This window comes from Halomonas garicola (assembly GCF_031935715.1).
Classification (GTDB): Bacteria; Pseudomonadota; Gammaproteobacteria; order Pseudomonadales; family Halomonadaceae; genus Vreelandella; species Vreelandella garicola.
The window spans coordinates 21,951-35,263 of sequence record NZ_JASSZF010000016.1; the positions used below are offsets into that span (position 1 = coordinate 21,951).

Sequence of the window (13,313 nt, forward strand, 5' to 3'; positions counted from 1 at the left end):
CTTATCAGCCTTTGATCCACAGGCAGGTCACGGCGTCGCCCTTCTCCACCGCGGTATGGGCCGGCACGACCACCAGGGCGTCGGCGCCCACACACGACGAGAGCACGCCGGAGTTCTGGTCGGCAAAGGCCGTAGCAACCGGGCCTTCGGGGGTAAACGCAAGCGCGGCGCGCATGTAGTGGCTGCGCGGGCCGGTGCGGGTGGCAAAATCGGCGGTGGCGGGGATCGCCGGCAGCGCGTCAAGCGCCGGGCAGCCGGAAAACGCGCCCATCAGCGGGCGCAGGAACAGCCAGGCGCCAACAAAGCTGGAAACCGGGTTGCCGGGCAGGCCAATAAAGCGGGTGTCGCCGCCGTTTCGGGCGTTGGGTAAACGCCCAAGGGCCAGCGGCTTGCCCGGGCGGATGGCGAGCCGCCAGAGGTCCAGCTGGCCGAGGCTTTCCAGGGCGTGCTTGACGTGGTCTTCCTCGCCCACGCTGACCCCGCCGGTGCTGATCACCACGTCGGCATCAAAGGCAACCTCGCCAAGGATCGCTCGGGTCTCGTCGAAGTCGTCGGGCACGTTGACGCAGCGGGTGACCTCGGCACCAAAGCTTTCCAGCAGGCGCTTGAGCATGGGCCGGTTGGTGTTATAAAGCTGGCCGGGGCCCAGCGGCGTGCCGGGATCGATGACCTCATCCCCGGTGGATAACAGCGCCACCCGCGGCCGGCGGCGCACCTCGACTTCGACCACGCCCTGCCCGGCCAGATGGCCGAGTGCGGCGGCGTCCAGCCGAGTGCCGGCGGCAAGCAGAACGCTGCCGCTGGCGACGTCCCGGCCGCGCCGGCGGATGCTGTCGCCGACGGTCAGCTCTTCGGGGAAGCGGGCGCGCTCGCCCTCGCGCTCGACGCGCTCCTGCATCACCACGCAGTCGGCTCCAGGGGGCACCGGGGCGCCGGTAAACAGCCGCGCGCAGGTGCCGGGAGCCAGCGGCTCCGGGGCGCTGCCGGCGGCCACCCGCTGGCTGACCGACAGCCACTGGCCGCCATCCGCCGCGCGCAGGGCGTAGCCGTCCATGGCGCTGTTATCAAAGTCGGGGACGTTCAGCCGGGCGATCTGGTCTGCGGCCAGCACCCGCCCGCCGGCGTGATCCAGCAAGAGCGGTTCGCTCTCCAGCGGGGTAACGCCTTCCAGCAGCGCGCCCAGCGCCTGCTCAACGGTGCCAAGCTCAGGAGAAGACTGTTCAGCCATGCTGCCCCCGCCCCGGAATCACCAGGTTAGCGAAGTTACACGGCTTGTGGCGGCTGTCGAGCTGCTCGGCGAGGATGCCGTCCCAGCCGGTGCGGCAGGCGCCGGTGGAGCCGGGCAGACAAAAGATCACGCTGTTGTTGGCAAGCCCCCCAAGCGCGCGGCTCTGCACCGTAGAGCTGCCGATCTCGTCGCCGCTGAGCTGGCGGAAACGCTCGCCGAAGCCCTGGACTTCCTTGTCCAACAGCACCGAAACGGCCTCTGGGGTGGAGTCGCGGCCGGTAAAACCGGTGCCGCCGGTGGTCAGCACCACCTGGATGTCGGGATCGGCGATCCAGCCGGCGACAATCGCGCGGACGTGGTAAACGTCGTCGGCCACCAGGCGCTTTTCCACCACTCGGTGCCCGACCTCGGTGGCGCGCTCCACAAGCGTCCGGCCGCTTTTGTCGGTGTCTTCGGTACGGGTGTCCGAAACGGTCAGCACCGCGATATTCAGCGGTATCATCGGTTCGCTCATGGCGATATTGCCCTCTGTAATAAGGTGGCGTGAAAAAGGTGGCGTGGTGTTTTAGCCCTGCTTCTGTGCCTCGCGTGCCTCAAAGGCGGCCAGCTGTTCCGGCGTGGCCTTCTCCTGATAGCGGGCCTTCCATTCGCTGTACGGCATGCCGTAGACGTACTCCCGGGCGGTTTCGTAGTCCAGGGATTCGCCGCGCTCCTCGGCCTCGGCCACGAGCCACTTGGACAGGCAGTTGCGGCAGAAGTCGGCCAGGTTCATCAGCTCAATGTTTTGTACTTCCTTGTGCGCGTCAAGGTGACGCAGCAGACGGCGAAAGGCGGCGGCTTCAAGCTCGGTGCGGGTAGCATGGTCAAACGATTGCATTTGGGGTTCCTTCAGAAAGGCCGCTTGCAAAGCAGCGTGTATGACGATGAGGCGAGGCTACCGGCCAGCTTAACAAAAAGCGCGCCGGCGGCCAGCGCCTGCCACGCCCGCCGATCACAGCGTATGTTGATCAGTTGGTCAACAAACAGGCTGGACAAAGCGGGAGCGCGGGCGCCATCATTCACATAGTCGACAAATTTACTCAGGTATCGCACGCGCCTCGCCGTGCCCCTGATGACCTCAACGGCTGGCTACGGGAGACCCCGCCATGATACCCCCTAACGATCTCACAGGGCTGATTCTCGCCGGTGGCGAAGGGCGGCGCATGGGCGGGCGCGACAAAGGCCTCGAGCTCCTCGCCGGCCGGCCGCTGGTGGCCCACGTCAGCGAGCGCTTTGCCGGCCAGGTGAGCGAGCTTGTGATCAGCGCCAACCGCCATCCGCAAAACTATCGGCGCTACGGCGACCGGGTCGTGGCCGACCAAGCGTTGGACGGCCAGCGCGGCAACTTTCACGGCCCGCTGATGGGCCTTTACGCCGGGCTTTGCACGGCGCGCACGCCCTGGCTGCTGGTCGCCCCCTGCGATATCCCGGCGCTGCCCCGAGACTTCGCCGCGCGCCTGATCCAGGGCCTTGGCAATGCCGATATCGCCGTGGCCCACGACGGCCAGCGGGTGCACCCGGTCATCGCGCTGATGCGCACCGATCTCGCTACAGCGCTGGGCCAGGCGCTGGACGCCGGCAAGCGCTCGGTGCGCGAGTTTTATGCCGGCCGCTATGTCAACGAGGTAGACATGGCCGACTGCGCCGGCGAGCTTGTCAACGTCAATACGCCCGCCGACAAGGCACGCCTTGAAGCCACGCTTGCCAGGGAGGCCTCATGACCCCGTCACCGGTAACACCCGCAGCAAAAGCGCCTGACGGGCCGCTTTCCTGCTTCGACCTGGACGACCGCCAGCTAAGCGTGGAGCAAGCGCGCGACACCCTGCTGACGCTGGTGGAAGCGCCGCTCCCCCAAGAGCGCATTGCCCTGCACGCTGCCCACGGCCGGCGGCTGGCAGAAAGCATTACCGCCCCCATCGACGTGCCGCAAAACACCAACGCCGCCATGGACGGCATCGCCCTTGCCTGGCAGGCCGGGCAAGCCCGCTGGGCGCTTGCCGGCCAGGCGCTTGCCGGAGCGCCCTTCACCACGACGCTGGCCCCCGGCGAGTGCGTTACCATTGCCACCGGCGCGCCGCTGCCAAGCGGCGCCGACACGGTGATCATGCGCGAGCAGCTGGAGATACACGCCGACCACGTTATGGTAGCCTCCCCGGATCGCGTGACGCCCGGGCAAAACGTCCGCCAGGCCGGCGAAGACATCGCTCGGGGCAGCGTGGCGCTTACCGTCGGCGAGCGGCTCGACGCTGCCCGTCTGGGGTTTGCCGCCTCGCTGGGTGCCGGCGAGGTGGCCGTGTATCGCCGTCCCCGGGTGGCGGTGTTCTCCACCGGCAGCGAGGTCACTGCCCCTGGCGAGGCGCTGCCCGCCGCGGGCATTTTTGACGCTAACCGCTTTACCCTGGGCGGGCTGGTGCGCGAGCACCAGGCCGAGGTCATTGACCTGGGGATTTTGCCCGACTGCCCGGCCACCATCCGCGAGGCGCTTGACCGCGCCACCGCCGATGCCGACCTGGTGCTGACCAGCGGCGGCGTTTCCATGGGCCAGGCCGACTACACCCGAGAGGCGCTGGACGCGATTGGCCAACTGGCGTTCTGGCGCGTGGCCATGCGCCCGGGGCGTCCGCTGGCCTGCGGCTGGCTGGGCGAAGCGCGCACGCCGTTCGTCGGCCTACCGGGCAACCCGGTAGCGGCTATGGTCGCCTTTTTACAATTTGTGGCACCGCTTCTGGAACGCTTGGAAGACCGGCCGCCGCGCCCGCCCACGCGGCGGCAAGCAGTGGCCGAAGAAACCTTTACCGGGCGCGAAGGCCGCTGCGACTTTATCCGCGGGGTGTATACCGTGGACGCCCGAGGGCGACTCGGGGTGCGCAGCACCGGCGCCCAAGGGTCGGGCATACTGGCGTCGATGGTCGACGCCAACTGCCTGATCGAACTGCCCGATACCTGCGCGGCGGTATCGCCGGGCGACACGGTCACGATTCAGCCGTTGAGGAGAGACCCATGACGCAACAACAACAGCTCATCGATAGCTTCGGCCGGCGCGTTAACTACGTTCGCATGTCGGTTACCGATCGCTGTGACTTTCGCTGCGTGTACTGCATGAGCGAAGAAATGACCTTCCTGCCCCGGGCCCAGGTGCTCACCCTGGAAGAGCTGGGCATGGTCGCCCGGGCGTTTACCGAACTAGGGGTAGAAAAGATTCGCCTGACCGGCGGCGAACCGCTGGTGCGCGGCGGGGTAACAAAGCTGGTGGACGAAATCGGCGCGCTGCCGGGGCTCGACGACCTCACCATGACGACCAACGGCGCGAGCCTGCCCAAGCACGCCGAGGCGCTGTATAACGGCGGCATGCGCCGGCTCAACATCAGCCTTGACTCGCTGGACCCGGAGCGCTTTAAGCGCCTGACGCGCACCGGCAACCTTGACAAGGTCATCAGCGGCATCCGCGCCGCCAAGGAGGCGGGCTTTAAGCGCATCAAGCTCAACGCGGTAATTCTCAAGGGCCGCAACGAAGACGAAGTCCTCGACCTGGTGGATTTCGCCCGGGATGAAGGGCTGGACATCAGCTTCATTGAGGAAATGCCGCTGGGCGAAGTGTCCGACCACGGCCGGGACGAGACCTACTACTCCAGCGACGACGTCAAGGCGGACATCGAGTCGCGCTATCCGTTGGTGCCCACCACCGAGGCCACGCCGGGACCATCGCGCTACTTCCGCATGGCGGACAGCGACTCGCGCATCGGCTTTATTTCGCCGCACAGCCATAACTTCTGCTCCACCTGCAACCGCGTCCGGGTGACGGTGGAAGGCCGGCTGCTGCTGTGCCTGGGCAACGAGCACTCGGTGGATCTGCGCGCCGTGCTGCGCCGCTATCCCGGCGACATGGACGCGCTGAAAGAGGCGATCATCAACGCCATGCCGCTCAAGCCCGAGCGCCACCACTTCACCACCGACGGTGATGTCCAGGTGGTGCGCTTCATGAACATGACCGGCGGCTAAGCGTCGCGCCAGCAGGCCTCAAGCTCGGCCACCGGCAGCGGTCGGTCGAACAGATAGCCCTGGTAGGCGCAGCAGCGGCGCGCGGCCAGCCACTCATGCTGGGCGTGGGTTTCCACGCCCTCGGCAATTACCGCAAGCCCCAGGCTTCCGGCCAGCGCTATGATACTTTCCACGATAGCGCCGTTGGCCTTGCTTGCGGGCAGCTCGCGCACGAAACTCTGGTCGATCTTGAGCTGATCCAGCGGCAGATAGGCCAGATACGCCAGCGACGAATAGCCGGTACCGAAGTCATCAAGCGAAAAGCGCAGGCCGAGCTCGCGCAGGTGCTGCATTTTCTTCCGGGTCTCGTCTCCGGCCTCGACGAATAGCGACTCGGTCATCTCCAGCTTGAGCCTTGACGCCGGCGCGCCGGTACGCTGCAGAATAGCCTCGACCCGGGGCACGAAGTCAGCCTCGACAAACTGCACCGGGCTAATGTTGACGGCCATCTCCCAGGCCGCGGTGCGCGGGTCGCTCTGCCACGCCACCAGCTGCGCGCAGGCGCTTTCCAGCACCCAGGCGCCTACCTCATTAATCATTCGCGACCCTTCCAGCAGCGGGATAAATTCCCCCGGCGATATCAGGCCGCGCTCGGGGTGCGCCCAGCGCAGCAGCGCTTCAACACCGTTGAGCTCGCCGGCCGCGTTGACCTGGGGCTGGTAGTACAGCCGCCATTCGTCGTTGGCCAGCGCATGGCGCAGGTCAGCCTCCAGCCGCGCCCGGTTGACCAGCTTGGCCTGCATGCGCGGGTCAAAGAAGGCTAGGGTATTGCGCCCGGCGTCCTTGGCCTGAAACAGCGCCATGTCGGCCTGCTGCAGGCAGCACTCCACCCCGTCTTCGCTGCCGTCAAGCATGGCAATGCCGATGCTGCCGGTCACCGTCACCGTGGCGCTACCCAGCGCCATCGGCCGCCCGATCGCTGCCAGCAGCTTGTGGGTCATACGCTCGGCCTGCTCCGCCGCCGGCCCGAGGTCGGCATCCAGCTGATGAAGCACGACGGCGAACTCGTCGCCGCCCAGCCGCGAGAGGGTGTCGGTTGGCCCAAGCGTGCTCCTGAGCTCCCGGGCCATGCGCTGCAAAAGCTGGTCGCCGGCGTAGTGGCCCAGGGTATCGTTGATCTGCTTGAAGTTATCCAGATCCAGAAACAGCAGCGCGCAGTGCGTCGTTTCGCGCCGGGCGGCCGTCAGGCTCTCGCCCAGGCAGTCGAGGAGCAAGCGGCGGTTGGCAAGCCCGGTCAACGGGTCATAAAACGCCAGCCGCTGGATCTCCCGCTCGGCGGCCTTGTGTTCGCTCATATCGCTCAGGGTAGCGACATAGTGGGTCAGCTCGCCGCTTTCGTCATGCACCGCGCTCAGCGTCGCCCACTGCGGATATACCTCTCCGCTTTTGCGCCGGTTCCAGAGCTCGCCTTCCCAGAACCCCTGGCGGTTAACGCTTTGCCAAAGCGCCGTGTAGAAATCGTCGCCGTGGCGCCCGGCGCTTAGCGTGCGCGGGTGCCTGCCCAGCACTTCTTCCTCGGCGTAGCCGGTCATCTGCAAAAACGTCTCGTTGACCTTGAGAATGCAACACTGGGGGTCGGTGATGGCCATGCCCAGATGGGTATGAAACGCCGTCGCCGCAATGCGCAGCTCGGCGTCTTCAGGGCGGCCGTCCGCTATAGGGGATATGTCAGTCATGGTGCCAGCAAGGTCTTGGTTATCGCGTTGATTATCTTGCAATAGCATGCCAGATCCAGCGCAGCAGTAAAGTATCTGCCGGCGCTATACCCGGCATACGGCAGGGGGTGGGCATTTGACAGCGCGCCGGATTGCCGCTAACTTTATTTTAAAGTAAATGAGAATCACTACAAAGGCGTCCCGGTCATGAACAGCGAAGCCCGCCAACTGCGCCAGACACTGATCTTTTTGCGCACCTCCTTCGAGGCGGTGCAGCATTCCATTGCCGGTCGCCTGGACGACCCGCTGCCGTGCTGGCTGGACGCCACCTTGCTGACCATGCTGCTGCGCGAGCTGTGCCGCTGCCAGCAGCAGGCCCGGCCGCTCTCCCGGGAGGCCTGCGACCAGCTCGGCATTGCCGGCGAGCGCTGCGAATTGCTCCTCAAACAGTGCCCCGGGGTGCTCAGCAGCACGGTTTGCCATCGCCAGCTGGCGGCTATTCTGCTCCCTCTTGGCGGCGCCCTGGCATGCCTGGAGCTGCCGGCCCCGAAGCGCCGCTGGCCCTGGCAGCGGCGCTGAGCGTATGCTGGCGCTACCTGATGCCGTCAACCCGGGAGACCTTTCTTGCTTTCACTGTTCAGCCTGCTGATTTCGCTCGGCCTGGTGGGCGCGGCGGCCTCCAGCGGCGCGCGCTTCCGTCCTGACGGCTGGTATCGCCAGCTGGCCAAGCCCGCCTGGACGCCCCCCGACCTGGCATTTCCCATCGCCTGGGGCATTTTGTACCTGCTCATGGCGCTTGCCGCCTGGCGGGTGTTTCTCGCCGAGCCGTCGACCTGGCGCACGGCGGGGCTGATCGTCTATGCGCTCCAGCTCGCCGCCAACGCGGCCTGGTCGTGGCTGTTCTTCGGCCGCCGGCAAATTCTGCTCGGGCTTTTGGATATCGCCCTGCTGCTGGGCCTGATCGCCGTATCCATCGCGCTGTTCGCCCGCTCAAGCGTCCTTGCCGCCTGGCTGATGGTGCCGTACCTGCTCTGGGTCACGCTGGCGCTGGCGCTCAACGCCAGCGTCTGGCGGCGCAACCGCCGCGCCTGAGCCGCCCAGCGCCTGGGCCACCCGCGAGGCCAGAATGGCGACAATATCCGGGTGCTCGCCCACCAGCGCCGTCGAGACGATGCGCCGGCCCGGCCGGCGCTTGGCCGCCGCGCAGATGCCGTCAATATCGCCGCCTTCCCCGGCGTGGCGGCCCGGCGAGAGAAACAGCAGGGCCAGCACCACGTCGCTGCCGGCCAGGGCCTCGCTTTCCAGCGCGTGCTCCAGCAGCGGTTCGTTAAAGCGATACTCCTCGCCGTCGCGGCGCTCCATGGAGGCCGGCATCACGCCCGTGGCCTCGCCGGCGAGCAGCACGCTGAGCTGGCCCGCTAGGCGGTTGCGCACCGCGGTGACCTCGGGGGCGGGGCTGCCGTGATCCACCAGCACCACGTTGAACGGCGCGTCTGCCGGGGCGCAGGCGCGCACGTGGTCGGCGAGTATCCGCGCCAGGCGCAGGTCTACCGGGGCCTGCTCGTCCACCAGCGGCGGCGCTACCGTCACGCCAACGCCTGGAAAGCGCGCCTGCATCTCGCCCAGACGCCTGGGCAAATAGTCGGTCAGCGCCCGGCTGGGGCCAAAGAAAAACGGGATCACGACGATCTCTTTTGCCCCCCGAGAGGCGGCCCGCTCGGCGGCCGGGCCCAGGGTGATCGCCGGCTCGCCGCCGAGCTCGTCAGCGGGGATCTTGTACGAATGCAAAAGCGATGCCGCCTGCACCGGCTCACCGCAGGCCTCGCTCAGCCGCGCCGCTACCCGGCGCAGACTGTGCGTTGCCTGGGGCCGCAGCGAGCCGTTATCGACCAGAAAAATCGCGCGCCTGGAGTCTGACACTGCGTCGTCCTTCTATTGGAGAGTGGCGCTATGCCAAGGCGCTGGCATAGCATGGCGTGCACCGACTGCCGTCATACCCAAGGAGTACCATGCCCGCCTCGTCCCGGCCCGCCGCCGTTCCGCTTTCCAGCCTGCTGCTTGCCGTTGCCGGCGCTGTGGGCATGGCCACCATCGGGGTCATCTCGCGCATTACCGGGCTGAACGCCGAAAGCATCACCTTTTACCGGCTGGGGCTTGGCGCCTGTTTTCTGCTGCTCTATCTGGTGCTCACCCGGCGCGGGCGCTACCTGCGCTACGCGCCGGGCTGGGGCGTTGTGATCAGCGGCGGCTTTCTCGCCGCTTTTATTTTGTTTTACGTCCAGGCCATGAACTATACGCAGATGGCCAACGCTATCCTGATGGTCTATCTGGCGCCGGTGTTTTCTGCCGTGGTCGCCCACTTTCTGTTCCGCGAGCGGCTGGGGCGCGCCCAGATTCTCTGTATTGCCACCGCCCTTTTCGGCTTTGCCATGATGCAGGAGTTTCGTCTGCAGCTGGGCGGCGGGCGCGACGCCGTCGGCCTGGGTTTCGGGCTGCTGGCCATGCTCGCTTACAGCGGCTTTATCCTCAGCAACCGCGGCCTGCCACGACGCCTTAACGACCGCACTGGGGCATTCTGGCAGCTGTTTTTCGGCGCCCTGGCCATTCTGCCGTTTGCCCTGTTAAGACCCGAGGGGCTCACCGCCGCGCCCTGGCAGTGGCCGTGGCTGCTGGGCACCGGCCTGGTGCCCGGCTTTCTGGCGCTGCTGTTTGCCGTGCTCGCCATCAACCGTCTGCCGACCGCGCTATACGGCACGCTTGCCTACTGCGAGCCGCTGGCCGTGGTGCTGTTTGGCTGGAGCCTGTTTGGCGAGGCGCTGACGGCGCTGCAGCTGGCCGGCGGCGGGCTGGTGCTCGCCGGCGGCATCTTCCAGGCCCGCCTGAGCCAGCGCGCCTGACGGCAAGCGCGGCGGCCGGCCGCGGTCACACCATCAGCCAGCCAAGGATCAATAGCCCCAGGCCAATTTGCACGATCGCCCCGAGTAGCCCCCCGCGAAGCAGGGCGCGAAAGCCGCCCAGCAGGAGGAAAAGCCCTACCACCAGCACCAGGATGCTGAAAAACGAGTCGCTGATTCCAAGCGAGCGCGTCAGGCCGTCGACAAAGTCGTCGACGGCGGCAAACGCGTTGCCAAATAGCGCCAGCAGGAAGGTGACAAGCGCGTGAATGGCGTTGCCGATCGCCTCGCCGACATCGTCGAAAAATCCGTTGGCCAGCATGGTTCATTCCCTTTTGCAGATGATCCGCCCATCATCCCTTGATCGCTGCGCCTGGCGCAACTTTCCTGCCCCGGCGACACGTCAGGCCGTCCGTATAGACCTTTGCCCCATTGCTTTTGCGTTCTATCCCGGGGTATCCCAGAGTCAGTGCAGGCGGGAGAGACTGCCCTGGCGAGCGTGGTGTAGAGACGCGCCGCCAGCGGCAGCGCCGAAGGAGCAACAGCCCCGGAAACTCTCAGGCAACCGGACCGCCTGCACAACGACATTCCGAAGAGCAGCCGGCCACCGCCGGCGCACCGAAGGAGCAAGCGCCGACGCGCGTGAATCTCTCAGGTTCAAGACGGAAGGGGCAAACGCTGAACAGCGATTCGCGGCTGTTTTACAGCGCTTTTGAATCCCCTTCTTCCCCTGCTTCGGGAGCACACCATGCGCCATATTGCTGTCATCGGCGGCGGCATTACCGGTATTACCACCGCCTATAGCCTGTTGAAGCGCGGCTTTGACGTCAGCGTGTTCGAACAGAACCGCTACGCCGCCATGGAAACCTCGTTTGCCAACGGCGGCCAGCTGTCGGCCTCCAACGCCGAGGTCTGGAACCACTGGCCCACTATTGTCCAGGGGCTGCGCTGGATGCTGCGCGGGGACGCGCCGCTGCTGGTCAATCCGCGCCCCGGCTGGCACAAGCTCAGCTGGTTTGCCGAGTTCATGCGCGCCATCCCGCGCTACGGCGACAACACCACCGAAACCGCGCGGCTGGCCATTGCCGCGCGCGAACACCTGTTTCGCTGGGCGGAAGAGGAAAACATCGACTTTGACCTCAAGCACAAGGGCATTCTGCATATTTACCGCCACAAGGCCGGCTTCGACCACGCCGCCAAAGTCTCCCAGCTGCTGGCCCGGGGCGGGCTTGAGCGCCGCGCGGTGACCCCGGACGAAATGCGCGAGCTGGAGCCGACGCTTGCCGGCGAGTATTACGGCGGCTTTTATACAGAAAGCGACGCCACCGGCGATATTCACCAGTTTACCCAAGGGCTCGCCGGGGCCATAGAGCGCCGCGGCGGCCATATTCACTACGGCTACTGCGTCGAGGACCTTGGCGCCGACCAGGACGGCGCCTGGGTCACCTCAAGCGCCGGCGGCGCGCCGGTGCGCCAGACCTTTGGCGGCCTGGTGATCTGCGCCGGCACCGCCAGCCGCGCGCTGGCTTCAAAGCTTGGCGACCGCGTCAACGTCTATCCGGTCAAGGGCTACTCCATCACCGTGGAGCTTGATGATCGGGCCTCCCAGGACGCCGCGCCCACGCTGAGCCTGCTGGACGATGAAACCAAGCTGGTGACCAGCCGCCTGGGCGACAGGCGCTTCCGCGTTGCCGGCACCGCCGAGTTCAACGGCTTCAACAAGGATATCCGCGACGAGCGCATTCGTCCGCTGATCCGCTGGGTGGAAGAGTGCTTCCCCGGCGTCAGCACCCGCCGGGTGGTGCCCTGGGCCGGGCTGCGCCCGATGATGCCCGACATGATGCCCCACGTCGGGCAAGGCAAGCAGCCGACGGTATTTTATAACACCGGCCACGGCCACCTGGGCTGGACGCTTTCCGCCATTACCGCCGAGATGCTGGCCGATACCGTCACCGACGTCTCAAGCACAGGGCAGCCGGCCCGGGCCCGCTAAGCAGGCGCGGCGGCCATGGGTAATGGCCCGATGCCGCCGCTCAGCGGCTTTTCAGCGCCTTCAGGGCCGCTTCCAGGGAACCGCGCTCGCGCCGGGCGTAGAGCGCGATTTCATCGATCACCTCGGCGCCCAGCGCGGCCTCAAACTGCGCCTGACTCGAGCCGTCCGGCGGCGCCTCGTCCCGGCTTTCCTTCCCGTCGTCCCGGTGCGGCGGTTCGCCGGACAGGTTCGACTGGAAAATCCCCGCGGCGCTCACGGGTAAAAAGTCCTCGTACACCATCGGCGTTGCCAGCAGCGCGCCGCGCTCCACCAGCGCCTCGACGTTATCCGTCTGGAGGGCCTCATCGGAAAGCCGCTGGGACTCCCGCAGGTCACTAGCCGGCCAATAGTGAAAAAATGCCAGCCCCTGCCGGCGCAGCGCGGCGTCGTCGTCGGGAAACTCGGCAAAGGCCTCCGTCAGCCGCGCCTGGTGGGTGGCGTTGTCCGCGGCCGGCGCCTGCTGGTTGACGCTTGCCAGCAGCCGGTCGTACAGCGCACGCCCTTTGGCCGTCAGCGCCACGCCGCGCTGCTCGATCTCGCCGAACCGAGCGGTATGCGAGCCCTGAGCATCGCCGGTAAAGCGCACCGGCTCGTCGAGCGCCTTGAAGCTGGTCTGGCGCAGCAGCAGCGGGCAGCCCCGGTACGGCGGCCCTTCAATGATCGCCTTGGGCTCGATGCCGTAGTCGGGCATGCGCCGCTGGACCTCGTCGATATCCAGCGTGCGCGGCGTCAGGTGGTTGATGTGCGGGCCGCGAAAGCACACCACGTCGGCAATCAGCCGGTGCTCGGCGCTAAGCGCGTCGTAGGTGGGCTTGTCCACGGTGGCGTCGCTGTGCCAGCGGAACGTTTCCAGCGCCTCGTTCACGAACGTTTTGGCGTCGCCTTCGTCGAGCCCGCCCTGGGCCTCGCTGCGCTCGATTAGCTCTTTTACGCCGGGGGTAAAAATGTCCCGGGCGTCGAGCAGCGCCAGCGCCCGCTCGCGCAGGTCGTCCGACGTAATAAGCTCGGGACGCAGCAATGAAGTGAACACGCGAAACGGATTTTCCTGGAGGGCGTCGTCGGCGACCGGCCGAAACGCCGTGGAATGTACCGGCACGCCGGCCGGGGAAAGATCGTAATAGCCCACCGGGAACATGCCCATGACCGCGAACAGGCGGCGCAGCATGGCAAGCTCGGCCGGCGTGCCCACGCGGATGGCACCGTGGCGCTCCACGCCCAGCCGGCGCACCCCGTCGGCGGAGGCCAGGCGGGCGGCAAGCCCGACATCGGCGGCGAGAGTTTCGCGATTAACCGCCTCTACCAGTTCGACCAGCGCCCCGTACTGGGGCACCTCCTTGCGATACATATCGGACATCGCCCGGGCAAAGCGCGCGCGTATCTGATCGGGACTTATCCACTGACTCATGGAGTGACTCCTTGCCAAGCAG

Annotated in this window: 14 protein-coding genes and 1 riboswitch; of the genes, 7 read left to right on the forward strand and 7 right to left on the reverse strand. The window is 66.6% G+C overall.

What is annotated here, in order from left to right; all coding sequences use genetic code 11:
* Positions 1 to 4: 4 nt before the first annotated feature.
* From RS027_RS07475 to RS027_RS07485, 3 genes are read right to left on the reverse strand one after another with little or no spacing between them, the layout of a single operon-like run.
* Positions 5 to 1,228 (reverse strand): molybdopterin molybdotransferase MoeA, encoded by a 1,224-nt coding sequence (locus tag RS027_RS07475; protein ID WP_311955618.1) that lies wholly within the window; start codon positions 1,226 to 1,228, stop codon positions 5 to 7.
* On the reverse strand, positions 1,221 to 1,742 hold the full coding sequence (moaB, locus tag RS027_RS07480) for a molybdenum cofactor biosynthesis protein B (protein ID WP_311955619.1): 522 nt from the start codon (positions 1,740 to 1,742) through the stop codon (positions 1,221 to 1,223). The genes RS027_RS07475 and moaB overlap by 8 nt, the downstream gene beginning before the upstream one ends.
* Positions 1,743 to 1,793: 51 nt before the next feature.
* Positions 1,794 to 2,105, reverse strand: coding sequence for a DUF1244 domain-containing protein (locus RS027_RS07485; protein WP_311955621.1), 312 nt, complete (start codon positions 2,103 to 2,105; stop codon positions 1,794 to 1,796).
* Between the two features lie 268 nt (positions 2,106 to 2,373).
* Between RS027_RS07485 and mobA the strand changes: the two genes are divergently transcribed.
* The 3 genes from mobA to moaA are packed head-to-tail and all read left to right on the forward strand — an operon-like array spanning position 2,374 to position 5,266.
* Entirely contained in the window at positions 2,374 to 2,988 is a 615-nt protein-coding gene (gene mobA / locus RS027_RS07490) for a molybdenum cofactor guanylyltransferase MobA (RefSeq protein ID WP_311955622.1), read from the forward strand.
* Complete coding sequence (moeA, locus tag RS027_RS07495; RefSeq protein WP_311955623.1) at positions 2,985 to 4,271, forward strand: molybdopterin molybdotransferase MoeA; 1,287 nt, start codon at positions 2,985 to 2,987, stop codon at positions 4,269 to 4,271. Before mobA ends, moeA begins: the two co-directional genes overlap by 4 nt.
* Complete coding sequence (gene moaA, locus RS027_RS07500) at positions 4,268 to 5,266, forward strand: GTP 3',8-cyclase MoaA (protein WP_311955625.1); 999 nt, start codon at positions 4,268 to 4,270, stop codon at positions 5,264 to 5,266. Before moeA ends, moaA begins: the two co-directional genes overlap by 4 nt.
* Here moaA and RS027_RS07505 read toward each other — a convergent pair.
* The gene (locus RS027_RS07505; protein ID WP_311955627.1) at positions 5,263 to 6,981 is read right to left on the reverse strand and encodes a putative bifunctional diguanylate cyclase/phosphodiesterase; all 1,719 of its coding nucleotides are present in this window, start codon (positions 6,979 to 6,981) and stop codon (positions 5,263 to 5,265) included. The genes moaA and RS027_RS07505 overlap by 4 nt on opposite strands.
* Before the next feature lie 186 nt (positions 6,982 to 7,167).
* Between RS027_RS07505 and RS027_RS07510 the strand changes: the two genes are divergently transcribed.
* Both RS027_RS07510 and RS027_RS07515 read left to right on the forward strand, forming a co-directional pair.
* On the forward strand, positions 7,168 to 7,539 hold the full coding sequence (locus RS027_RS07510; protein ID WP_311955629.1) for a hypothetical protein: 372 nt from the start codon (positions 7,168 to 7,170) through the stop codon (positions 7,537 to 7,539).
* 45 nt (positions 7,540 to 7,584) lie between these two features.
* Positions 7,585 to 8,052: a TspO/MBR family protein gene (locus tag RS027_RS07515; protein WP_311955630.1), complete on the forward strand. Its 468-nt coding sequence runs from the start codon at positions 7,585 to 7,587 to the stop codon at positions 8,050 to 8,052.
* Here the strand turns inward: RS027_RS07515 and RS027_RS07520 are convergent.
* Positions 7,951 to 8,880, reverse strand: coding sequence for a sirohydrochlorin chelatase (locus RS027_RS07520; protein ID WP_311955632.1), 930 nt, complete (start codon positions 8,878 to 8,880; stop codon positions 7,951 to 7,953). The two genes, RS027_RS07515 and RS027_RS07520, sit on opposite strands and share 102 nt — an antisense overlap.
* An 89-nt stretch (positions 8,881 to 8,969) precedes the next feature.
* Here RS027_RS07520 and RS027_RS07525 point away from each other — a divergent pair, with 89 nt between their 5' ends.
* On the forward strand, positions 8,970 to 9,857 hold the full coding sequence (locus RS027_RS07525; protein WP_311955634.1) for a DMT family transporter: 888 nt from the start codon (positions 8,970 to 8,972) through the stop codon (positions 9,855 to 9,857).
* Positions 9,858 to 9,882: 25 nt separating this feature from the next.
* On the opposite strand, the gene RS027_RS07530 is transcribed toward RS027_RS07525, so the two are convergent.
* Positions 9,883 to 10,176, reverse strand: coding sequence for a hypothetical protein (locus tag RS027_RS07530; RefSeq protein WP_311955635.1), 294 nt, complete (start codon positions 10,174 to 10,176; stop codon positions 9,883 to 9,885).
* 144 nt (positions 10,177 to 10,320) lie between these two features.
* Positions 10,321 to 10,437, forward strand: a riboswitch (glycine riboswitch).
* A gap of 165 nt (positions 10,438 to 10,602) precedes the next feature.
* On the opposite strand from RS027_RS07530, the gene RS027_RS07535 reads away from it, so the two are divergent.
* Positions 10,603 to 11,847: a D-amino acid dehydrogenase gene (locus RS027_RS07535; RefSeq protein ID WP_311955638.1), complete on the forward strand. Its 1,245-nt coding sequence runs from the start codon at positions 10,603 to 10,605 to the stop codon at positions 11,845 to 11,847.
* Positions 11,848 to 11,887: 40 nt separating this feature from the next.
* Here the strand turns inward: RS027_RS07535 and hglS are convergent, their stop codons facing one another.
* Positions 11,888 to 13,291, reverse strand: a complete 1,404-nt coding sequence (gene hglS, locus RS027_RS07540; RefSeq protein ID WP_311955640.1) for a 2-oxoadipate dioxygenase/decarboxylase HglS — start codon at positions 13,289 to 13,291, stop codon at positions 11,888 to 11,890.
* Between the last annotated feature and the right edge of the window lie 22 nt (positions 13,292 to 13,313).

Bases quoted from the DNA above. Each gene is read 5' to 3' on its own strand.
- RS027_RS07505 (WP_311955627.1), bottom strand. From the start codon at position 6,981: ATGACTGACATATCCCCTATAGCGGACGGCCGCCCTGAAGACGCCGAG.
- RS027_RS07510 (WP_311955629.1), top strand. From the start codon at position 7,168: ATGAACAGCGAAGCCCGCCAACTGCGCCAGACACTGATCTTTTTGCGC.
- RS027_RS07535 (WP_311955638.1), top strand. From the start codon at position 10,603: ATGCGCCATATTGCTGTCATCGGCGGCGGCATTACCGGTATTACCACC.
- mobA (WP_311955622.1), top strand. From the start codon at position 2,374: ATGATACCCCCTAACGATCTCACAGGGCTGATTCTCGCCGGTGGCGAA.
- RS027_RS07475 (WP_311955618.1), bottom strand. From the start codon at position 1,228: ATGGCTGAACAGTCTTCTCCTGAGCTTGGCACCGTTGAGCAGGCGCTG.
- RS027_RS07485 (WP_311955621.1), bottom strand. From the start codon at position 2,105: ATGCAATCGTTTGACCATGCTACCCGCACCGAGCTTGAAGCCGCCGCC.
- RS027_RS07530 (WP_311955635.1), bottom strand. From the start codon at position 10,176: ATGCTGGCCAACGGATTTTTCGACGATGTCGGCGAGGCGATCGGCAAC.
- moaB (WP_311955619.1), bottom strand. From the start codon at position 1,742: ATGAGCGAACCGATGATACCGCTGAATATCGCGGTGCTGACCGTTTCG.
- RS027_RS07525 (WP_311955634.1), top strand. From the start codon at position 8,970: ATGCCCGCCTCGTCCCGGCCCGCCGCCGTTCCGCTTTCCAGCCTGCTG.
- moeA (WP_311955623.1), top strand. From the start codon at position 2,985: ATGACCCCGTCACCGGTAACACCCGCAGCAAAAGCGCCTGACGGGCCG.
- hglS (WP_311955640.1), bottom strand. From the start codon at position 13,291: ATGAGTCAGTGGATAAGTCCCGATCAGATACGCGCGCGCTTTGCCCGG.
- moaA (WP_311955625.1), top strand. From the start codon at position 4,268: ATGACGCAACAACAACAGCTCATCGATAGCTTCGGCCGGCGCGTTAAC.